This window comes from Burkholderia sp. AU17457, from assembly GCF_002223255.1.
GTDB classification, from domain to species: Bacteria; Pseudomonadota; Gammaproteobacteria; order Burkholderiales; family Burkholderiaceae; genus Burkholderia; species Burkholderia sola.
Window position 1 is genome coordinate 249,771 of the sequence record NZ_NKFB01000001.1, and the last position, 19,326, is coordinate 269,096.

General features: G+C 67.0%; 17 protein-coding genes. 4 read left to right on the top strand and 13 right to left on the bottom strand.

Annotated elements, in window-relative coordinates:
• Nucleotides 1-2: 2 nt before the first annotated feature.
• The 3 genes from CFB49_RS01165 to CFB49_RS01175 all read right to left on the bottom strand — a co-directional run bounded on the left by CFB49_RS01165 (nucleotide 3) and on the right by CFB49_RS01175 (nucleotide 2,328).
• Nucleotides 3-575: a flavodoxin family protein gene (locus CFB49_RS01165; protein WP_011546661.1), complete on the bottom strand. Its 573-nt coding sequence runs from the start codon at nucleotides 573-575 to the stop codon at nucleotides 3-5.
• 216 nt (nucleotides 576-791) lie between these two features.
• Nucleotides 792-1,388 (bottom strand): YbhB/YbcL family Raf kinase inhibitor-like protein, encoded by a 597-nt coding sequence (locus CFB49_RS01170; RefSeq protein ID WP_089490569.1) that lies wholly within the window; start codon nucleotides 1,386-1,388, stop codon nucleotides 792-794.
• A gap of 253 nt (nucleotides 1,389-1,641) precedes the next feature.
• Nucleotides 1,642-2,328 carry an orotate phosphoribosyltransferase gene (locus tag CFB49_RS01175; RefSeq protein WP_011546659.1) on the bottom strand — a complete coding sequence of 229 codons (687 nt, stop codon included), beginning with the start codon at nucleotides 2,326-2,328 and terminating at the stop codon, nucleotides 1,642-1,644.
• Nucleotides 2,329-2,787: 459 nt separating this feature from the next.
• On the opposite strand from CFB49_RS01175, the gene CFB49_RS01180 reads away from it, so the two are divergent.
• Nucleotides 2,788-5,058: an NADP-dependent malic enzyme gene (locus CFB49_RS01180; RefSeq protein WP_069619236.1), complete on the top strand. Its 2,271-nt coding sequence runs from the start codon at nucleotides 2,788-2,790 to the stop codon at nucleotides 5,056-5,058.
• 172 nt (nucleotides 5,059-5,230) lie between these two features.
• On the opposite strand, the gene CFB49_RS01190 is transcribed toward CFB49_RS01180, so the two are convergent.
• The gene (locus tag CFB49_RS01190; protein ID WP_089490570.1) at nucleotides 5,231-8,821 is read right to left on the bottom strand and encodes an indolepyruvate ferredoxin oxidoreductase family protein; all 3,591 of its coding nucleotides are present in this window, start codon (nucleotides 8,819-8,821) and stop codon (nucleotides 5,231-5,233) included.
• A 330-nt stretch (nucleotides 8,822-9,151) separates the two neighbouring features.
• On the opposite strand from CFB49_RS01190, the gene CFB49_RS01195 reads away from it, so the two are divergent.
• The gene (locus CFB49_RS01195; RefSeq protein WP_089490571.1) at nucleotides 9,152-9,346 is read left to right on the top strand and encodes a hypothetical protein; all 195 of its coding nucleotides are present in this window, start codon (nucleotides 9,152-9,154) and stop codon (nucleotides 9,344-9,346) included.
• 136 nt (nucleotides 9,347-9,482) lie between these two features.
• Here the strand turns inward: CFB49_RS01195 and hppD are convergent, their stop codons facing one another.
• Nucleotides 9,483-10,580: a 4-hydroxyphenylpyruvate dioxygenase gene (gene hppD, locus CFB49_RS01200; protein ID WP_069619239.1), complete on the bottom strand. Its 1,098-nt coding sequence runs from the start codon at nucleotides 10,578-10,580 to the stop codon at nucleotides 9,483-9,485.
• A 215-nt stretch (nucleotides 10,581-10,795) separates the two neighbouring features.
• Here hppD and CFB49_RS01205 point away from each other — a divergent pair, with 215 nt between their 5' ends.
• Nucleotides 10,796-11,320, top strand: a complete 525-nt coding sequence (locus CFB49_RS01205; protein ID WP_040143005.1) for an Lrp/AsnC family transcriptional regulator — start codon at nucleotides 10,796-10,798, stop codon at nucleotides 11,318-11,320.
• Nucleotides 11,321-11,371: 51 nt separating this feature from the next.
• Here the strand turns inward: CFB49_RS01205 and CFB49_RS01210 are convergent, their stop codons facing one another.
• The 8 genes from CFB49_RS01210 to paaA form a co-directional block, all read right to left on the bottom strand.
• A complete protein-coding gene (locus CFB49_RS01210) occupies nucleotides 11,372-12,019 on the bottom strand; it encodes a GNAT family N-acetyltransferase (RefSeq protein WP_089490572.1) in 648 nt (215 codons plus the stop codon).
• A gap of 232 nt (nucleotides 12,020-12,251) precedes the next feature.
• Entirely contained in the window at nucleotides 12,252-12,857 is a 606-nt protein-coding gene (locus tag CFB49_RS01215) for a TetR/AcrR family transcriptional regulator (RefSeq protein ID WP_069619244.1), read from the bottom strand.
• Between the two features lie 16 nt (nucleotides 12,858-12,873).
• Complete coding sequence (locus CFB49_RS01220; protein ID WP_069619245.1) at nucleotides 12,874-13,686, bottom strand: DUF1835 domain-containing protein; 813 nt, start codon at nucleotides 13,684-13,686, stop codon at nucleotides 12,874-12,876.
• A gap of 129 nt (nucleotides 13,687-13,815) precedes the next feature.
• Nucleotides 13,816-14,904 carry a 1,2-phenylacetyl-CoA epoxidase subunit PaaE gene (gene paaE / locus CFB49_RS01225; protein ID WP_069232079.1) on the bottom strand — a complete coding sequence of 363 codons (1,089 nt, stop codon included), beginning with the start codon at nucleotides 14,902-14,904 and terminating at the stop codon, nucleotides 13,816-13,818.
• A gap of 2 nt (nucleotides 14,905-14,906) precedes the next feature.
• The gene (paaD, locus tag CFB49_RS01230; protein WP_069619247.1) at nucleotides 14,907-15,467 is read right to left on the bottom strand and encodes a 1,2-phenylacetyl-CoA epoxidase subunit PaaD; all 561 of its coding nucleotides are present in this window, start codon (nucleotides 15,465-15,467) and stop codon (nucleotides 14,907-14,909) included.
• 25 nt (nucleotides 15,468-15,492) lie between these two features.
• The gene (gene paaC, locus CFB49_RS01235) at nucleotides 15,493-16,296 is read right to left on the bottom strand and encodes a 1,2-phenylacetyl-CoA epoxidase subunit PaaC (RefSeq protein WP_089490573.1); all 804 of its coding nucleotides are present in this window, start codon (nucleotides 16,294-16,296) and stop codon (nucleotides 15,493-15,495) included.
• Nucleotides 16,297-16,306: 10 nt separating this feature from the next.
• Nucleotides 16,307-16,591 carry a 1,2-phenylacetyl-CoA epoxidase subunit PaaB gene (gene paaB, locus CFB49_RS01240; RefSeq protein ID WP_006482881.1) on the bottom strand — a complete coding sequence of 95 codons (285 nt, stop codon included), beginning with the start codon at nucleotides 16,589-16,591 and terminating at the stop codon, nucleotides 16,307-16,309.
• Nucleotides 16,592-16,627: 36 nt separating this feature from the next.
• Nucleotides 16,628-17,626 (bottom strand): 1,2-phenylacetyl-CoA epoxidase subunit PaaA, encoded by a 999-nt coding sequence (gene paaA / locus CFB49_RS01245; protein ID WP_089434414.1) that lies wholly within the window; start codon nucleotides 17,624-17,626, stop codon nucleotides 16,628-16,630.
• Nucleotides 17,627-17,827: 201 nt separating this feature from the next.
• On the opposite strand from paaA, the gene CFB49_RS01250 reads away from it, so the two are divergent.
• Nucleotides 17,828-19,102: an SGNH/GDSL hydrolase family protein gene (locus CFB49_RS01250; protein ID WP_089490574.1), complete on the top strand. Its 1,275-nt coding sequence runs from the start codon at nucleotides 17,828-17,830 to the stop codon at nucleotides 19,100-19,102.
• Nucleotides 19,103-19,326 lie beyond the last annotated feature (224 nt).

Consider the following 19,326-nt stretch of genomic DNA (forward strand, 5'->3'; position numbering starts at 1 on the left):
GCTCAGCGGGCGCCGGCGTCCCAGCGGGCGGTCGCTTCGGCGACGCGCCGGCCGAATGCCTTGCCGGTCTCGAGGTCGCCCGGCAGCGGCCCCTCGTCGGGCGTCGCATCGGCCGGCGATTGCGCGAGCAGGCCCGTGGAGCCGCCGAGGTAGTTGATGTCGTTGCGCGTGGCCGCCTTCGAGTTCGCCGGCATCAGGCTCGTGCCGACCCACACCATCCCATGCTGCATTGCCAGCGTGACGAAATATTGAATCGTCGAGAACTTGTCGCCGTTCATCGTCGCCGAGTTCGTGAAACCCGCGGCGATCTTGTCCTTCCATTTCTGCGTGAACCACGCCTTCGACGTGGCATCGGCGAATTGCTTGAACTGCGCCGACGGGCCGCCCATGTAGGTCGGCGCGCCGAAGACGATCGCGTCCGCCGCGTCGAGCGCGGCCCAGCCTGCGTCGTCGAGATCGCCGACGGCGATCAGGCGCACGTTCGCGCCGGCGTCCTGCGCGCCGGCGTGCACGGCTTCGGCCAGTTTCTGCGTGTGACCGTAGCCGCTGTGATAGACGATGACGATGTTCGACATGAAGCGTTCTCCGGAAAGGGACGGGAACGGCGGGCCGCCGGCTCGCCGCGTCACGCGTCGCCGGCAGGCGGCGCGACGGTCGCGCGGCACGGGATGCCGCGACCGGTGAGAACGAGTCTAGCAAGCCGAAATGACGAGACGACGTGTGCGTGCGGCGCACCGAAATTCGCGGCGGCCGGCAATCGCGGCGCCGCCGCCCGGCGGGAGGCGGCGCGGCTACTGGCCGTAAGTGACCGTGAGTTGCGCGGTGCCGATCGCGAGCGTGCCGATCTCGTGCTCGAACATCGGCGCGGGGCGACCCTGCGAAATGCGCAGGTCGGTGCCTTTCAGCGCGTAGACGGTGATCACGTAGCGATGCGGCTTGCCGGGCGGCGGGCACGGGCCGCCGTAGCCGTCGATCCCGTAGTCGTTGCGCGCCTCGCTCGCGCCGATACGGCGCAGGAAGCCGGATGCGCTCGCGTCGGCCGGCAGGCTTGTGACGGTCGCCGGAATGCCCGCGACGGCCCAGTGCCACCAGCCATGCCCGGGCGCATCGGGATCGAAGATCGTGACCGCGTAGCCGCGCGTGCCGGGCGGCGGGTTGCGCCATGCGAGTTGCGGCGAGCGGTTCGCGCCCTTGCAGTCGCCGCGGTCGAACACGTTCGCGGCCCGCACGCGGGCGCCGGGCGTCAGGTCGTCGCTCGTCACGGTGAACGGGCCTTCCGCATGCGCGGGCAGCGCCGCGAAAACGGCAGCGCACAGGAGGGCGGGGAGGCGGAACGCAGACGGGCGGCCCGATGGCGCAGGCGGAGTGATCCGGCGATCCACACGCATATGGCGCTTCTCCCGTCACGTGGGCCGGGCCGCGGCGCCCGGCATTGTTGGCGTTGTGTGTTGCCCGCGCCGCTGGGGGCGGCGATGGGTCAAGTCTAGCATTAGGGTTCGATGAGGGGTTCGATGAGCGACGCACACCGGCGCCCGCGATTGCGATCGGTCAGCGCGCCCGGCCGGCGGACGAAAAAAAGCCGCCTGCGATGAAGCAGGCGGCTTGTTCAGCCAGCGCGCCGGCACGCGTGCCGGCGTGGCGTCATTCCTTCGGGGCCGTCGCGCCGCCGTGCGCGGCCGACCATTCGGCCGGTGCGTGCAGGAATTTCTCGACTTCGTCGAGCGTCTTCGTCTCGAAGTAGCCCGACGCCTTCGCGACGCGCAGCACGTCCCACCACGTGGCGAGCGCGTGCAGGTCGACGTCGATGTCCTTCAGGACCGACACGCTTTCCTTGAAGATGTCGTAGTGGAACAGCACGAAGCAGTGGTTCACCGTCGCGCCCGCGGTGCGCAGCGCGTTGACGAAGTTGATCTTGCTGCGGCTGTCGGTCGTCAGGTCTTCCACCAGCAGCACGCGCGAGCCTTCCTCGAGATGGCCTTCGATCTGGGCGTTGCGGCCGAAACCCTTCGGCTTTTTGCGCACGTACTGCATCGGCACCATCATCCGGTCCGCGATCCATGCCGCGAACGGGATGCCGGCCGTCTCGCCGCCCGCCACCGCGTCGATCTGCTCGAAGCCGATGTCGCGCGTGATCGTCGTTTCCGCCATTTCCATCAGCGCACGGCGCACGCGCGGATACGAGATCAGCTTGCGGCAGTCGATATAGACGGGGCTTGCCCAGCCGGACGTGAAGATGAACGGTTTTTCGGCATTGAAGTGCACCGCCTGCACTTCGAGCAGGATTTTGGCGGTCGTATCCGAGATCGACTGACGATCGTAGCCTGTCATGGGCATTCCTTGGGTGATGAGCGAGGAGCGGGCGCGGGCCCGATGGCGCAGCAAGGGGAACCTGCCCGGAGGGCCGGGGCGCGATCGGCGGGCCAATCGCATCGCTGCGCGCGTAGCCCGCTATTTTACCCGATCCAGGCCGGTTTTCGGCGGAATTCGTGCGGTTCGGTGCGCGGCTCGCCACCGGCGAAACAAACGGGGCGCGACCAGTCCGACGCAGAGGCCGGGGATGCGGCGGTGCACCAACGGAGGTCATTTAGGGGGTGTACACTAGGCGGCCCTAAGAAATCGTTCAGTACTTTGTACTTTCCTCTTGCCATCCGCCAAGGTTCGATGGCGTGCCGATCCGGCGCGTCGCGGGCCGTCTCTCAGTCGACCATCCCCTCGATTCAAGCAGACGCGGCCGAAGGTGCTGTGTACTGAGTCGTCAATATTTCGCATGTCTCTCGCAGGTCAATCATGGACGAACAACTGAAGCAGGCCGCTCTCGCTTATCACCTGAACCCGAAACCCGGCAAGATTTCGGTCACCCCGACCAAGCCGCTGTCGAACCAGCTCGATCTGTCGCTCGCGTATTCGCCGGGCGTCGCCGCCGCGTGCGAGGCGATCCACGCCGATCCGCTCGACGCGCAGAAATACACGTCGCGCGGCAACCTCGTCGGCGTGATCACGAACGGCACGGCCGTGCTCGGCCTCGGCAACATCGGCCCGCTCGCCGCGAAGCCGGTGATGGAAGGCAAGGGCTGCCTCTTCAAGAAATTCGCGGGTATCGACGTGTTCGACATCGAACTGTCGGAGTCCGACCCCGACAAGCTCGTCGAGGCGATCGCGATGCTCGAGCCGACGCTCGGCGGCATCAACCTCGAGGACATCAAGGCGCCGGAATGCTTCTACATCGAGCAGAAGCTGCGCGAGCGCATGAAGATCCCCGTCTTCCACGACGATCAGCACGGCACCGCGATCATCGCGTCGGCCGCGATCCTGAACGGCCTGAAGGTCGTCGGCAAGAAGCTCGCCGACGTGAAGCTCGTGTGCTCGGGCGCCGGCGCGGCCGCGATCGCGTGTCTGGACCTGCTGGTGAACCTCGGCCTCACGAAGTCGAACATCCTCGTCGCCGATTCGAAGGGCGTGATCTACGAAGGGCGCGGCAACCTCGATCCGTCGAAGCAGCGCTATGCGGCGAACACCGACGCGCGCTCGCTCGCCGACGCAATCGTCGGCGCGGACGTGTTCCTCGGCTGTTCGAGCGCGGGCGTGCTGAAGCAGGACATGGTCAAGACGATGGGCGAGCGCCCGCTGATCCTGGCGCTCGCGAACCCGGAACCGGAAATCCGCCCGGAAGACGCGAAGGCCGTGCGCCCGGACGCGATCGTCGCGACCGGCCGTTCGGACTACCCGAACCAGGTCAACAACGTGCTGTGCTTCCCGTTCATCTTCCGCGGCGCGCTCGACGTCGGCGCGACGACGATCACGGAAGAAATGAAGCTCGCGTGCGTGCGCGCGATCGCCGAGCTGGCCCAGGAAACCGACCAGAGCGAGGAAGTCGCGAAGGCGTATGAAGGCCATTCGCTCGAGTTCGGGCCGGACTACCTGATTCCGAAGCCGTTCGATCCGCGCCTGATCATCAAGATCGCGCCGGCCGTCGCTCAGGCCGCGATGGATTCGGGCGTCGCCACGCGCCCGATCCAGGACATGGACGCGTACCGCGAGCAGCTCGGCGCGACCGTCTACCGCACCGGCATGGTGATGCGCCCGGTGTTCGCGACCGCGAAGCAGAAGGAGGCCCGCATCGTGTTCGCCGAAGGCGAGGACGAGCGCGTGCTGCGTGCCGCGCAGTTCGTGCTGCTGGAAAAGATCGCGAAGCCGATCATCATCGGCCGTCCGTCGGTCGTCGACATGCGCCTCGCGAAGATCGGCTCGAAGCTGAAGGCCGGCACCGATTTCGAAATCGTCGATCCGGAAGACGACGCGCGCTACCACCGCTACTGGCAGGCGTATCAGGAGATCGGCGCGCGCGACGGCGTGACGCCGGAAGTCGCGAAGGCCGCGATGCGCAAGTTCAACACGCTGATCGGCGCGATGCTCGTGCATCTGGGCGATGCGGACGGGATGATCTGCGGGATGATCGACACGTTCCACAGCCACCTGAAGTTCATCGAGCAGGTGCTGGGCCGCGCGAAGGGCGCCGAGCACTTCGCCGCGATGAACCTGCTGATGCTGCCGGGCCGCAACCTGTTCGTGTGCGACACGTACGTGAACGAGCTGCCGAGCGCCGACCAGCTCGCCGACATGACGATCCAGGCCGCGGCCGAGATCGAGCGCTTCGGCATCACGCCGAAGGCCGCGCTGCTGTCGAACTCGAACTTCGGCAGCGCGCCGTCGGCGTCGTCGCGCCGGATGGCCGAGGCCCGCAAGCTGATCGTCGAACGTGCGCCGAACCTCGAAGTCGACGGCGAAATGCACGGCGACGCGGCGCTGTCGGAACTGATCCGCAAGCAGGCGTTCCCGGGCACGACGCTGTCGGGCGAGGCGAACCTGCTGATCATGCCGAACGTCGAAGCGGCGAACATCGCGTACAACCTGCTGAAGATGGTCGGCGGCGAAGGCGTGACGGTCGGCCCGTTCCTGCTCGGCGCGGCCAAGCCGGTCCACATCCTGACGCCGGCCGCGACCGTGCGCCGGATCATCAACATGACGGCCGTTGCCGCCGCGAACGTGAACACGAAGTAAGTCCACGCTCGCGTGTGCCGCGCGTCACGCGCGGCGCAATGAAAAACGCCACGGAACCTGCGTTTCGTGGCGTTTTTTTTGCCTGAACCCGAAGGGGCGACGGCGGCGCGGGCAGCGCGTCCGGGGGAGGGCCGTCCGGACCGCGACCGCCCGCCGCGCCGCGCGCCGTGACTTACGCGACCTGTTGATGCGACTGGCCGCCTGCCGGCGAACGCCACTTCGCGAGCAGCGTGTCCCACTTCTGCCGCACCGCGCGCAGGTTGTTCTCCTTCACGTGGCCGTAGCCGCGAATGCCGTCCGGCAGCGCCGCGAGCTCGAGCGCGAGCGGCCGGTTGGCCGCGTTCAGCTTCGCCAGCACCTCGCCGATCAGCGCTTCGTATTCGCCGATCAGCGCGCGCTCGGTGCGGCGCTCCGCGGTGCGGCCGAACGGATCGAGCCCCGTGCCGCGCAGGAACTTCGCCTTCGCGAGCAGCCGGAACGCCGACATCATCCACGGGCCGTACGCCTTCTTCACGAGATGGCCGTGGGCGTCCGTCTTCGCGAACAGCGGCGGCGCGAGGTGGAATTTCAGCTTCCAGTCGCCTTCGAATTGCGCGGTCAGGCGCGCGAGGAACGCGGGATCGGACTGCAGCCGCGCGACCTCGTATTCGTCCTTGTACGCCATCAACTTGAACAGGTTGCGCGCGACCGCCTCGGTCAGCGGCTCCTGCACCGTGTCGCCGTCCGCCAGCGCGCGCTCGGCGGCGCGCACCTTGTCGACGAATGCCGCATAACGCGACGCGTACGCGGCGTTCTGGTACGCGGTGAGGAATTCCACGCGCTTCGCGATCAGCGCGTCGACCGCCTTCTTCGTATGCAGCGAGATCACCGTGGCGCCTTGCGCGGGGCGGGCGTCGCCGGCCGCGGCCTGCTTCACGCTGGCCAGGTCGTACGCGGCGCGGCGGCCCCAGTCGAACGCCGCGCGGTTCTTGTCGACCGACACCGCGTTCAGCTCGATCGCGCGTTCGAGCGACGCGAGCGTCAGCGGCAGCCAGCCCTTCTGCCATGCGTAGCCGAGCACGAACGGGTTCGTGTAGATCGCGTCGCCGAGCAGCGCGACCGCGAAGCGGTTCGCGTCGATGAAGTCGACCGATTCACCTGCCGCCGCGCGGATGTCGTTCTCGGCGGACAGGCCGGGGAACGCCCAGTTCGGGTTCTTGATGAACTCGGCGGTCGGCGTCTGCGCGCTATTGACGACCACGCGCGTCGTGTCGTGCCGCATCCGCGACGTGCATTCGTCGCCGGCCGTGACGATCGCGTCGCAGCCGATCACGAGATCGGCTTCGCCCATCGCGATCCGCGTCGCATGGATGTCGGTCGGCGCGTGCGAGATCTGCACGTGGCTCATCACCGCGCCGCCTTTCTGCGCGAGGCCGGTGACGTCCAGCACGGTCACGCCCTTGTTTTCCAGGTGCGCGGCCATCCCGAGCAGCGCGCCGATCGTGACGACGCCCGTGCCGCCGACGCCGGTGACGAGCACGCCGTATGCACGGTCGATCGCCGGCAGCGCCGGTTCCGGAATCGGCGGCAGCGCACCGCCGTCGACCGCCACCGCCTTCGGCTTCTTCAACTGGCCCCCCTCGACCGTGACGAAGCTCGGGCAGAAGCCCTTCACGCACGAGAAGTCCTTGTTGCAGCTCGACTGGTTGATCTGGCGCTTCGTGCCGAATTCGGTTTCCAGCGGCTCGACCGACAGGCAGTTCGACTGCACCGAGCAATCGCCGCAGCCTTCGCACACCGCGTCGTTGATCACGACGCGTTTTGCCGGGTCCGGATACGTGCCGCGTTTGCGGCGACGGCGCTTCTCGGTCGCGCAGGTCTGGTCGTAGATCAGGATCGTCGTGCCCTCGATCTCGCGCAGCTCGCGCTGCACGTCGTCGAGCTGGTCGCGGTGATGGATCGTCACGCCCGGCGCGAGCAGCGCCTTCTGGCTGTCGTACTTTTCCGGCTCGTCGGTGACGATCACGATCTTCTTCGCGCCTTCGGACGCGAGCTGATGCGTGATCTGCGGCACCGTCAGCACGCCGTCGACCGGCTGGCCGCCCGTCATCGCGACCGCGTCGTTGTAGAGGATCTTGTAGGTGATGTTCGCCTTCGACGAGATCGCCGCGCGCACCGCGAGGAGGCCCGAATGGAAATAGGTGCCGTCGCCGAGGTTCGCGAACACGTGCTTCTCGTCCGTGAACGGCGCCTGGCCGATCCACGGCACGCCTTCGCCGCCCATCTGGCTGAAGGTGCTCGTGCTGCGGTCCATCCACACCGTCATGTAGTGGCAGCCGATCCCGGCGATCGCACGCGAGCCTTCGGGCACGTTGGTCGACGTGTTGTGCGGGCAGCCCGAGCAGAACCACGGCTTGCGCTCGGTCTGCACGTGCGGCTTCGCGAGCGCCATTTCCTTCGCGTTGATCACCGCGAGCCGCGCGGCGATGCGCGCGCGCACGTCGGACGGCAGCTCGAACTTATCGAGGCGCGTCGCGATCGCCTTCGCGATGATCGCGGGCGACAGCTCGTAGTGCGCGGGCAGCAGCCAGTTGCCCATCGGCACCGACCATTCGCCGCCGGCGCCGTCCTTCTCGTCGAACTTGCCGAACACGCGCGGGCGCTGCGCGTCGGGCCAGTTGTACAGCTCTTCCTTGATCGCGTATTCGAGGATCTGGCGCTTTTCCTCGACGACCAGGATTTCGTCGAGGCCGCGCGCGAATGCCTGCGCGCCCTGGGCTTCGAGCGGCCACACGCAGCCGACCTTGTACAGGCGGATGCCGATTCGCGCGCAGGTTTCGTCGTCGAGGCCGAGGTCGATCAGCGCCTGGCGCACGTCGAGGTACGCCTTGCCGCCGGTCATGATCCCGAAGCGCGCATGCGGCGAGTCGATCTCGATGCGGTCGAGCTTGTTCGCACGCACGTAGGCGAGCGCCGCGTACCACTTGTAGTCGAGCAACCGCGCTTCCTGCACGAGCGGCGGATCGGGCCAGCGGATGTTCAGCCCGCCTTCCGGCAGGATGAAGTCGGTCGGCAGCACGATCTCGGTGCGATGCGGGTCGATGTCGACCGACGCCGACGATTCGACGACGTCCGTCACGCACTTGAGCGCGACCCACAGGCCCGAGTAGCGGCTCATCGCCCAGCCGTGCAGGCCGAAGTCGAGATATTCCTGCACGTTGGACGGGAACAGCACCGGCAGCCCGCAGGCCTTGAAGATGTGTTCGGACTGGTGCGCGAGCGTCGACGATTTCGCCGCGTGGTCGTCGCCGGCCAGCACCAGCACGCCGCCGTGCTGCGACGAGCCGGCCGAGTTCGCGTGCTTGAAGACGTCGCCGGTGCGATCGACGCCCGGGCCCTTGCCGTACCACATGCCGAACACGCCGTCGTACTTCGCGCCGGGGTACAGGTTCACTTGCTGGGAGCCCCACACCGCGGTGGCGGCGAGATCTTCGTTGAGGCCGGGCTGGAAGACGATCTGGTGGGCGGCCAGATGCTGCTTGGCTTTCCACAGCGACAGATCGAGGCCGCCGAGCGGCGAGCCGCGGTAGCCGGAGATGAAACCGGCCGTATTGAGACCGGCGGCGCGGTCGCGTTCCTGCTGGAGCATCGGCAAGCGCACGAGGGCCTGGATGCCGCTCATGTACGCGCGGCCGCGTTCCAGCGTGTATTTGTCGTCAAGCGTGACGGACTTCAGCGCGGCTTCTAGCGACGCGCGTTGGTCTGCGTCTAGCGGGGCATTCATTAACTGTCTCCTCCACCCGGTCTGGGATCACCAAAACTTCGGTTGCGTCGGCATCTTTTGGACGCGTCTGCAGTGGCCGGCATGTTCGCCGGTTTTAAGGGATGGTAGCACTGGGGCAAACCCGCCGCCCATCGGTCGCAACGCGGGGGAAATGGCGGCCACGCACGATGAAACAGGGCGAGATGATGCGTTACATCATGTAAAAGCATGTAAAGCGGCGTTGATCTGCGGGCAAATGCCGTTAATCTTGTCGGCCTGCCGGAGGTGCCCGGCCGCGTGGGTTCGTTCCGACGCAGTCGGGGAGGCGCCGGCAGTTTTACAGGAGGTGCAATGAACACACGTCATATCCAGAGTTTCCTGATCGTGTCCGCCGCGTTTTTCGCGACGACCGGCCCGGTGCACGCGCGCGGCGCGAGTGCACTGGCGGCAGCCGGCGCGCAGATGCGTCAGATCGTGCCGGCCCAGGACGCCGCGGCACAGCCGTCGCTCGAGCGTGCCGCCGAGTCGAAGGCGAACGTGCGTTGATGCGGTCGCGCGGCCTGCGGGCTGCGCCGGCATGCAAAAAGGGCGGGAATCCTCGGATTCCCGCCCTTTTTCTTTGGGCGGCCGGATCGCGCGGCAGCTGCTGGTTGCCCGGAGCCGCTGCCGCGCGGCAGGTGCGTCAGGCCTTGTCCTGCACGACGCCGCGGCGGATCTGGTCGAGCTCGATCGATTCGAACAGCGCCTTGAAGTTGCCTTCGCCGAAGCCCTGGTTGCCCTTGCGCTGGATGATCTCGAAGAAGATCGGCCCGATCTGGTTTTCGGTGAAGATCTGCAGCAGCAGGTCGTCGCGTGCGCCGTCGATCAGGATCTTGCGCTTCTTCAGCTCGTCCAGCGATTCGCCGTGGTTCGGCACGCGGCGGTCGACCAGTTCGTAATACGTGTCGATCGTGTCGAGCAGCTTCACTTCCTTGCTGCGCAGCCCGTCGACCGCCTGATAGATGTCGCTCGCGCCGAGCGCGATGTGCTGGATGCCTTCGCCGTGATACGCGTCGAGGTATTCCTGGATCTGGCCGGCCGTGTCCGAGCCTTCCTCGTTGATCGGGATGCGGATCTTGCCGCACGGCGACGTCATCGCCTTCGACTTCACGCCCGTCACCTTGCCTTCGATGTCGAAATAGCGCACTTCGCGGAAGTTGAACAGGCGCTCGTAGAACTCCGCCCATTCCTGCATGCGGCCGCGATGCACGTTGTGCGTCAGGTGGTCGATGTAGGTGAGGCCGTGGCCGACCGGGTTCGGATTCGCACCGGGAATCGGCTCGAAGTCGACGTCGTAGATGCTGATGTCGCCGATCGCGCCCGGCTGCGCGCCGTTCTTGCCGCGCCAGCGGTCGACGAAGTAGATCAGCGAATCGCCGATGCCCTTGATCGCCGGGATGTTCAGCTCCATCGGGCCCGTCTTGTTGTCGAAGCCCCATGCGCCGAGCTCCAGCGCGTGCTTGTAGGCTTTTGCGGCGTCCTGCACGCGGAACGCGATCGCGCAGATCGACGGGCCGTGCAGCCGCGCGAAGCGTTGCGCGAACGAATCGGGTTCGGCGTTGATGATGAAGTTGATGTCGCCCTGGCGGTACACCGTCACGTCCTTATGGCGGTGGCGCGCGATCGCGGTGAAACCCATCCGTTCGAACAGTTGTCCGAGTGCTTTCGGGTCCGGCGCCGTGTATTCGATGAATTCGAAGCCGTCGGTGCCGACGGGGTTGTCCCAGGTGGGGATCTGCATGTCGTGTCTCCTGTGCGGGGCGATCGGCCGGGGCGGCGTGTGCGTGCCCGGCGTGGTTCGAGGTTCGACGGCCGCGCCGGCGGTGAGCGGGCGCGGCAAGCCGAGACATGCGACAGAGTGTAGCGGGCGGCCGCGAGCGGAAACTTGCGAACTTAATCGCCCACGCCTACGATGGCGCAATTTCCAGTCTCGAAATAATCAATGGAGGGCAGAAGATGGCGCAAGCCGAATTGGATGCCATCGACCGGCGAATTCTCGCGATTCTTCAGGAGAACGGGCGCCTGTCGAACCAGGAGATCGCCGAGCGCGTGAACCTGTCGCCGAGCCCGTGCCTGCGGCGGATCCGGCGGCTCGAGGAAATCGGCGTGATCACCGGCTACGTCGCGCTGCTGAATCCGCAGAAGCTCGGGCTCGACCTGCTCGCCTACGTGAGCGTGCGGCTCGAAAAGCGGGGCGGCCTCGCGCCGGTCCGGGCCGACGAGACGTCGGCGCGCGCGGGCGCGACCCACGCGGAACTGTTCCGCGCGGCCGTGCAGACCTGGCCGGAAGTGGTCGCGTGCCATGCGATGACGGGCGACATGGATTACCTGCTGCGCGTGCAGGTCGAGGACATGGCGCATTTCTCCCGCTTCGTGCAGGAGCATCTGCTGCACCACCCGTCGGTGATCGACGTGAAAACGAGCTTCTCGCTCGATTGCTTCAAGGAAACGACGGCGTTGCCGATTCGTTCGGTGCGCTAGCGGGGAAGGGGGGCGCCGGGCGCGCCGCAGGCGCGGCCCGGCTGGCCGACGTCAGGCCGTCAGCGTGGCCGGCATCAGCGATTCGATGAACTTCGTCGTGCGGCGCGCCTGACGCTTCATCGCATAGTCGAACACCGCAGCCTGTTCCTGCAGCATCTCGGCGATGATCGTCGAGTGGTCGGCCGGCGGCAGCGACAGGTACGCATCGGCTTCGCCGTACGCGTACTCGATCCGCATTCCGGACTTCTTCGCGATGTGCATCATCGTCGCGTTGCGCGACAGGCAATGCATGTACAGCATCGTCACGTGCGTGTTGCGGCTGCGGATCGCCGCGCGCTCGAACAGCTTCGAGCCGACGCCGCGGCCGCGCGCGCTTTCGAGCACCGACACGCCGAATTCGGCTGTGCGCGTGTCGCCCTCGGCCGGCAGATAGGCCAGATGGCCGACGCCGATCAGTTCGAGGTCGTGGTCGAACACGCCGAACACCGTATCGCGACCGAAGTCGATCGTGCGGACATAGTTCTCGATCACGTGGTCGGGCACCATCTGGCCGAAGCGCAGCAGGCGGTCCTCTTCGTCGAGCGAGAGAAAGTGGGTGAGCATCTGCTCACGATCTTTGGAAGCCAGTTCCCTGACGAGAACCGGCGCAGTACCGACCTTGCCGACAGCATCGGCACGGTCGTTGAATTGCGTGTTCATCGTGGGTTCCTCAGTGTGGGTGCACAAACGGGTTGTGCAATGCAGCAGCATTTTACCCGAGCGAGGTTGGGGAAAACCCGTATTTGACGTTGTTTGTGCTGAGGAGGAATTCTAAATCCGCTTAGTTCATTCCATAACTTATTGATTTTTAACGGATTTAAAATTCATCATATGAAATGTGCGGCATGCGGCCCCCTGTGCCCGTCACGCAACGCATGCTGCTGCGCGGCAATCAGGCCGCCGTCGACAGCCCGTGCTCGATCAGGTCGATCACCTGTTCGGCGAAGTCGCGGTAGCCGAGGCGGCCGCCCGGCTTCAGCCACGTGAAGGTCCAGTTGATCATCCCGAACACCATCATCGTCACCGACGTCTGGTTTTCCTTGGAGATGCGGTCCGGGTACGCGCGCGCGAGTTGCCGCGTGAACGCCGCGACGATGTCGCGCTGGCGGTCGAGCACGATTTCACGCTGCGCGTCCTCGAGATACTTCACGTCGTTGAGCAGCGCGACGTGGCGGCTGTGCGACGTCTCGTATTCGGCGAGGAACGCGCGCACGAGTTCGGCGAACGCGTCGCGCTCGCTGAGACCGCGCCGCTGGCTCGCGCCCTCGACCTCGGCGATGATCAGCATCAGCCGTTTCGTGTAGCGGTCGAGCAGGTCGAACAGGATCGCTTCCTTGCTCTCGTAATAGTGATAGAGCCGCGCCTTCGACGTGCCGCTCGCGGTCGCGAGATCGGACATCGACGTGCTCGGGTAGCTCGTCTGCGCGAATTTCTCGGCGGCCAGGTCGAGGATCTGCTCGCGCTGGGATTCGTGGTCGGGCGCTCGGGTTCGGGCCATGGTCGAATGCGGAAGATTAGCGGTGCGCGGCGGCGCGCACCTGCGTGGAAGAGAGGGCGTCGGGCGCGTCGTCCTGCAGCTCGAGCCGGCCGGCGGTCGCGAGTTCGCGGCAGCGCCACCACGCGATCGAGTCGCTGACGAACAGCCCGCCGCGGTCGGCAGCGGCCATGATGCTGCCGACGAGGCGCCGCGCCGGCTGCCAGTCGGCTTCCGCGCGCGCGACGATCAGTGCGTCGAGATCGGCGTAATGGCCGCTCTTGATCGTGTTGCTGACCCAATAACGCAATTCGGCGTTCAGGTGCTTCGCCTCCTGCCATTCCAGCGCGAGGCGGCCGATACGCAGGACCGAGACCGGCGCGGCCGCCGGCCGCTTGCGCGCCAGTTCCGCGGGCGAGAACATCCCGGTCGCGCAGGCCTGGTCGGTGCGCGACAGCGCTGCGCGCTGCGCGGCATCGAGATCGGCGGCCGACAGCCGCACCTCGTTCAGGCGCTGCGGCACGTTGCGCAGGTGATAGGCGACGCGGCGCAGCAGCAGTTTGTCGCCGACGCTCGGCGCGTGCCACACGACGACCTGGCCGGTCTCCGTCGCGAGCTGGTCGAGGCGTGCGAATTCGCTTTCGATTTCCGCGTTCCAGTCGGGAATCTGGTCGCCGAGCACGTGCTGCCAGAAGGTGGCGCGCGTGTCGGGCGTCTCGTCGGCGCCCTTCAGCGGCCCGACGCCGAGATCGTCGAGCAAACCGACGACGCGCTCGTCGCGTCCGGCTTGCGCGAGGGCCTCGCGCAGCGACGCGGCGGCGGTGCCGCCCTGAATCACATGAATGGTACTCATCGGCCTGTCGTCAACAAAAGAAAACCGCCGGCCGGGCGGACGTTGCGATGTCCAGCCGGCCGGCGGCCCCTAGTGTAAGCGAGATGTGTGACGGCGAGAAACCTGTGCGCAGCGACGGTCCGACGCCGCTCAACGCTCGTCGAAGCTCACGACGACCTTGTCGCTGATCGGGTGGCACTGGCACGTGAGCACGAAACCGTCCTTTACCTCGTGCTCCTCGAGCGTGTAGTTCTTCTCCATCCGCACTTCGCCTTCGACCACCTTCGCGCGGCACGTGCAGCACACGCCGCCCTTGCACGCGTACGGTAGCGCAAGGCCCGCGCGCAGGCCTACGTCGAGCAGGCTTACGCCTTCGTACGGCAAGCGCAGCTTGCGCTTCTTGCCGTCGAGCACGATCTCGAGGTCGGCGGCCGGCGTCTGGTCGGTGATCTCGACGACCGGTGCGCCGGCCTGCGGCAGCGGCGTGCCGAAGCGCTCGACGTGCACCTTCGCCTGCGGCACGCCGGCCGCCTTCAGCGCGGCTTCGGCCGCGTCCATCATCGGCGCCGGGCCGCAGATGAACGCCTCGTCGATCGCGTCGGCCGGCGTCAGCGTCGCGAGGAATTCCGCGCATTTCGCCTGGTCGAGCACGCCGTTGAACAGCTCGACGTCCTGCAGGTCGTCCGACAGCACGTGATAGAGGACGAAGCGGTTCATGTAGCGGTTCTTCAGGTCCTCGAGCTCCTCCGCGAACATGATCGCGTCGACGCTGCGGTTGCCGTAGATCAGCGTGAACGTGCTGCGCGGCTCGAGCTCGAGCGTCGTCTTCACGATCGCGAGCACCGGCGTGATCCCCGAGCCGCCGGAAAACGCGACGTACTGCTTGCCGTGGTCGGCGTTCAGGTGCGTGAAGAAGCGGCCGTCCGGCGTCATCACGTCGATCGTGTGGCCGGGCTTCAGCGTGTCAAACGCGAAGTTCGAGAAGCGGCCGCCGCGCACGCGCTTGATGCCGATGCGCAGTTCGCCGTCGCGATCGTAGTCCGTCGTGCCAACGCAGATCGAATACGAGCGGCGCGTCTCCTCGCCGTCGATGTGGGTCTTCAGCGTGACGAACTGGCCCTGCGTGAAGCGGTATGCGTCGCGCAGCTCGGGCGGCACGTCGAACGAGACGGTCACGGCGTCGGCGGTCTCGGGCCGCACGTCGCGGATACGCAGCGGGTGAAATTGCGGGGTCGCCATATTCAGTAGGGTTTGAAGTAGTCGAAGGGTTCGCGGCAGTCGACGCAGCGATACAGCGCCTTGCACGCCGTGGACGCGAATTGCGCGAGACGTTCGGTGCGCGCGGACCCGCAGCGCGGGCAGGCAGGCGCCGCGGCCGGCCGCGGCACGAAGCGCACGACGTTCTCCCGCGGCGCGGCGCTGCCGCACTGGCCGGCCGGCGGCGCGATGCCGTACGCGCGCAGCTTGTCGCGCGCTTCCTGCGTGATCCAGTCGGTCGTCCACGCGGGGGCGAGCACCGTCTCGATCCGATGCGGCGGCAGGTCGGCGGCCTGCAGCGCGGCGGCGATGTCCTCGGCGATCTGCGACATCGCCGGGCAGCCCGAGTAAGTCGGCGTGATCACGACTTCGAGCCGGCCGTCAGCCGCGCGGCGGACGTCGCGCAGGATGCCGAGCTCGCGGATCGACACGACCGGGATCTCCGGATCGGGCACGGCCTCCAGCACGTCCCACGCGCGAGCGAGCAGCGGATCGTCGCGGTGCGCGGCGGCGTTGTGGGCGGGGGCGGCGGTCTGGGCGGACATCGTCGGGCTCCGTGGCGTGGGCCGGTTACCAGCTCGCGCCGGGGTGCTGACGCGCGAGGCTCTGCATTTCGGCGAGCAGGTAGCCCATGTGTTCCGAATGCTCGCCCTGCTTGCCGGTCGTCACATGCTTCACCGGCGCCGGCAGCGCGAGCGTGGCCTCCGCGAGCGCGTCGTCCACGTCCGCGCGCCACGCGGCCTCGATCGCGGCCGGCGCCGGGCCGATGCCAGCGGCGACGATCGCGTCGTCGATCGCATCGGCGGCGAAGCATTCGCGCGTGTACGGCATCAGGTAGTCGAGCGCGGCCTGCGCGCGGCGGTGCGATTCGTCGGTGCCGTCGCCGAGGCGCACGAGCCATTCGCGCGCATGCTGGACGTGATAGCGGGTTTCCTTCACCGATTTCGCGGCGATGGCGGCGAGCTGCGTGTCGGTCGACGTTTCCAGCGCGCTCCACACCTGCAGCATCAGCGCCGCGTACAGGAAGTTGCGCACGATCGTCACCGCGTAGTCCTTGTCGGCGTGCGCGGTGCCGGAGACCGGGCCGTAGTGCGGCAGTTCGGCGAGCGTGAAGTTCGCGAACTCGCGCTCGGTGCGGAAGTACGCGTAATCGTCTTCCGTCTTCGCCGCGCCGGTCAGCTGGCGCTCGAGCTCGGCCGCGTGCGTATAGAGCATGCGCGCCTGGCCGATGAGGTCGAGGCTCATGTTGGTGAGCGCGATGTCTTCCTCGAGGATCGGGCCATGGCCGCACCATTCGGCGTTGCGCTGACCGAGGATCAGCGCGTTGTCCGCGAGGCGCAGCACGTAGGAGAGGTGTTCGGGCGTGGTCGTCATGGCGCGGGCGTTACATGTGGTTGACTTCGTCGGGCAGCGTGTAGAACGTCGGGTGACGGTAGATCTTGTCGCCTGCCGGCTCGAACAGTTCGGCCTTCTCGCTCGGATCCGACGCGGTGATCGCCGACGACGGCACCACCCAGATGCTCACGCCTTCCTGGCGGCGCGTGTAGACGTCGCGCGCCATGCGCAGCGCCATCGTCGCGTCGGCGGCGTGCAGGCTGCCGCAGTGCTTGTGGTCGAGGCCCTGCTTGCTTCGCACGAACACTTCCCAGATCGGCCATTCCTTGTTCATCGCTTTCTCCTGATTCCTGAATTCGGGGGATGCCGCTCAGGCGGCGTGCTGTTCGGCGCGGGCGCGGCGTTTCGCTTCGTGCGCGAGCGCGGCTTCGCGCACCCAGGCGCCGTCCTCATGTGCTTTCACGCGAGTCGCGAGGCGTTCCTTGTTGCACGGGCCGTCGCCATTGACCACGCGCCAGAATTCGTCCCAGTCGATCGCGCCGTAGTCGTAGTGGCCGCGCGCCTCGTTCCATTTCAGGTCGGGGTCGGGCAGCGTCACGCCGAGCACCTTTGCCTGATCGACCGTCGCGTCGACGAATTTCTGGCGCAGGTCGTCGTTCGAGATCCGCTTGATGCCCCATTTCGCGGACTGACTGCTGTGGACCGAATCGGCGTCGCTCGGGCCGAACATCATCAGCACCGGCCACCACCAGCGGTCGACGGCCTGCTGGACCATCGCGCGCTGCGCGTCGCTGCCCTTCATCATCGACAGCAGCGCATCGAAGCCCTGGCGCTGATGGAACGACTCTTCCTTGCACACGCGGATCATCGCGCGCGCATACGGGCCGTACGTGCAGCGGCACAGCGGGATCTGGTTCATGATCGCGGCGCCGTCGACGAGCCAGCCGATCACGCCGACGTCGGCCCAGGTCGGCGTCGGGTAGTTGAAGATGCTCGAGTATTTCGCCTTGCCGGCGTGCAGCGCGTCGATCAGCGAGTCGCGCGATACGCCGAGCGTTTCGACCGCGCTATACAGATAGAGGCCGTGGCCGGCTTCGTCCTGCACCTTCGCGAGCAGGATCGCCTTGCGCTTCAGGCTCGGCGCGCGCGAGATCCAGTTGCCTTCCGGCAGCATGCCGACGACTTCCGAATGCGCGTGCTGCGAGATCTGGCGTACCAGCGTCTTGCGATATGCGTCGGGCATCCAGTCCTGCGGTTCGATCTTGCCGTCCGCGGCCATCACCGCATCGAACCGCGCCTGCTCGGGCGACTCGGCTGCGGCGTCGAGCGGCGCGACGTTGCCGGGGATGTCGAGGGATTGCGTGTACATGGCGAAAGCTCTCGTCCGGTTGAATGTGTGCGAATTATAAACCAACCGACCGGTCGGTTAATAAATTTGTTGCGGATTTGCGATGGGGTTCGGGTAAACGAGGCAGGCCGGGGCGCGATCAGGTCGCGCAAGTGCGCCCTCGCGCGTGGATTTCGCGTCTTCTGCGGCACAATGCCTGCTTTCCGACGAGGATTTTTGCCGATGTCATTTCGAAGCAGTTTCGCCGCGGCCGTGCTGGGCGCGGCCGTTTTCGCGTCGCCGCTCGCGGCGTCGGCGGCGTCGGCCGCGCCGGGCGGTTGGGTCGCCGCGTGGGCGACCGCGCTGCAGCCGATTCCCGACCTTGCCGCACCGCCGCCGCTCTACCGCGCCCCCGACGTGGCCGGGCGAACCGTTCGGCAGATCGTCTACCCGACCGTGTCCGGGCGAGCCGCGCGGATTCGCGTAAGCAATGCATACGGACGCACGCCGCTGGTCGTCGAGGCCGCGAGCCTCGCGCGGGCCGGCGAAGGGGCGGCGCTCGCCGGCGGCGCGGTCGTGCCGGTCCGGTTCGGCGGCAGCGCGTCGGTGACGCTCGCGCCGGGCCAGGCGCTCGAAAGCGATCCGGTGTCGATCGACGTGACGGCCGCGCAGCCGTATGCGATCAGTCTCCAGATGGGACCGAACCAGCGGATGACGGTCTGGCATCGGGTGTCGAACCAGTTCAACTATGTGTCCGCGCCGGGTGATCATGTGGGCGATCCGGGCGCCGGCGCGTTCCGCACTCGCTTTACTCAATATGCATGGGTGACGGAGCTCGCCGTCGAAGCCGGCTCCGCGCGCGGCAGCGTCGCCGCAATTGGCGATTCGATCACCGACGGGTTGCGCTCCAGCGTGAACCGGAACCGTCGCTGGCCCGACGCGCTCGCACGCCGGTTGGTGGCGTCGAGCGCCGGTTCGATCGGTGTCGTGAATCTCGGTATCAGCGGTAACCGGCTGCTCAGCGATTCCGCGTGCTACGGCACGTCGCTGGCGTCGCGATTCGAGCGTGACGCGCTGTCGCGCTCGGGCGTGAAGGCGGCGATCGTGCTGATCGGGATCAACGACATCAACTTCGCGGCGATGCCGCCGCGCGCGGGGCTCGATTGTGATCACCCGCATACGCAGGTGACGGCAGCGTCGCTGATCGACGGCTATCGTCGGCTGATCGAGGCGGCGCATCGCCAGGGCGTGAAGGTCTTCGGCGCGACGCTGACGCCAGCGGCATTGCCGGCCGGACGCGAAGCGATCCGGCTCGAGGTGAACCGGTGGATTCGGAGCGGCGGCGGGTTCGACGGCGTGGTGGACTTCGACGCTGTGTTGCGCGACCCGGCGCGCCCGAGCGTGCTGCAGCGCCGATACGATAGCGGCGACGGCATCCATCCGAGCGATGCGGGCTACACGGCGATGGCCGACGCGGTGCCGGTCGAGCAACTGCAGGCTGCGGTGGGCGGCAAGTGACGCGCCTCTATATATAGAGGGAAAGGTTGCCGACGGCCTGCGGGCCGGCGGCGCGAGATCGGTCATCGAGCCCAAAGCCTCCGTGCGCGTCAGCGCCCGGAGGCTTTTTCAAACTTTCTTCACAAAGAGCTTGCGCGGATGGGGGCAGGTGCTTAGAATCACGCCTCTTTCGCGCTAACGGAAACGCGGCGCGGGAGGAAGGGAAGCGGTGCTGTCGGGGTTCG

Bases quoted from the DNA above. Each gene is read 5' to 3' on its own strand.
- CFB49_RS01165 (WP_011546661.1), bottom strand. From the start codon at position 575: ATGTCGAACATCGTCATCGTCTATCACAGCGGCTACGGTCACACGCAG.
- CFB49_RS01170 (WP_089490569.1), bottom strand. From the start codon at position 1,388: ATGCGTGTGGATCGCCGGATCACTCCGCCTGCGCCATCGGGCCGCCCG.
- CFB49_RS01175 (WP_011546659.1), bottom strand. From the start codon at position 2,328: ATGACAGGCTACGATCGTCAGTCGATCTCGGATACGACCGCCAAAATC.
- CFB49_RS01180 (WP_069619236.1), top strand. From the start codon at position 2,788: ATGGACGAACAACTGAAGCAGGCCGCTCTCGCTTATCACCTGAACCCG.
- CFB49_RS01190 (WP_089490570.1), bottom strand. From the start codon at position 8,821: ATGAATGCCCCGCTAGACGCAGACCAACGCGCGTCGCTAGAAGCCGCG.
- CFB49_RS01195 (WP_089490571.1), top strand. From the start codon at position 9,152: ATGAACACACGTCATATCCAGAGTTTCCTGATCGTGTCCGCCGCGTTT.
- hppD (WP_069619239.1), bottom strand. From the start codon at position 10,580: ATGCAGATCCCCACCTGGGACAACCCCGTCGGCACCGACGGCTTCGAA.
- CFB49_RS01205 (WP_040143005.1), top strand. From the start codon at position 10,796: ATGGCGCAAGCCGAATTGGATGCCATCGACCGGCGAATTCTCGCGATT.
- CFB49_RS01210 (WP_089490572.1), bottom strand. From the start codon at position 12,019: ATGAACACGCAATTCAACGACCGTGCCGATGCTGTCGGCAAGGTCGGT.
- CFB49_RS01215 (WP_069619244.1), bottom strand. From the start codon at position 12,857: ATGGCCCGAACCCGAGCGCCCGACCACGAATCCCAGCGCGAGCAGATC.
- CFB49_RS01220 (WP_069619245.1), bottom strand. From the start codon at position 13,686: ATGAGTACCATTCATGTGATTCAGGGCGGCACCGCCGCCGCGTCGCTG.
- paaE (WP_069232079.1), bottom strand. From the start codon at position 14,904: ATGGCGACCCCGCAATTTCACCCGCTGCGTATCCGCGACGTGCGGCCC.
- paaD (WP_069619247.1), bottom strand. From the start codon at position 15,467: ATGTCCGCCCAGACCGCCGCCCCCGCCCACAACGCCGCCGCGCACCGC.
- paaC (WP_089490573.1), bottom strand. From the start codon at position 16,296: ATGACGACCACGCCCGAACACCTCTCCTACGTGCTGCGCCTCGCGGAC.
- paaB (WP_006482881.1), bottom strand. From the start codon at position 16,591: ATGAACAAGGAATGGCCGATCTGGGAAGTGTTCGTGCGAAGCAAGCAG.
- paaA (WP_089434414.1), bottom strand. From the start codon at position 17,626: ATGTACACGCAATCCCTCGACATCCCCGGCAACGTCGCGCCGCTCGAC.
- CFB49_RS01250 (WP_089490574.1), top strand. From the start codon at position 17,828: ATGTCATTTCGAAGCAGTTTCGCCGCGGCCGTGCTGGGCGCGGCCGTT.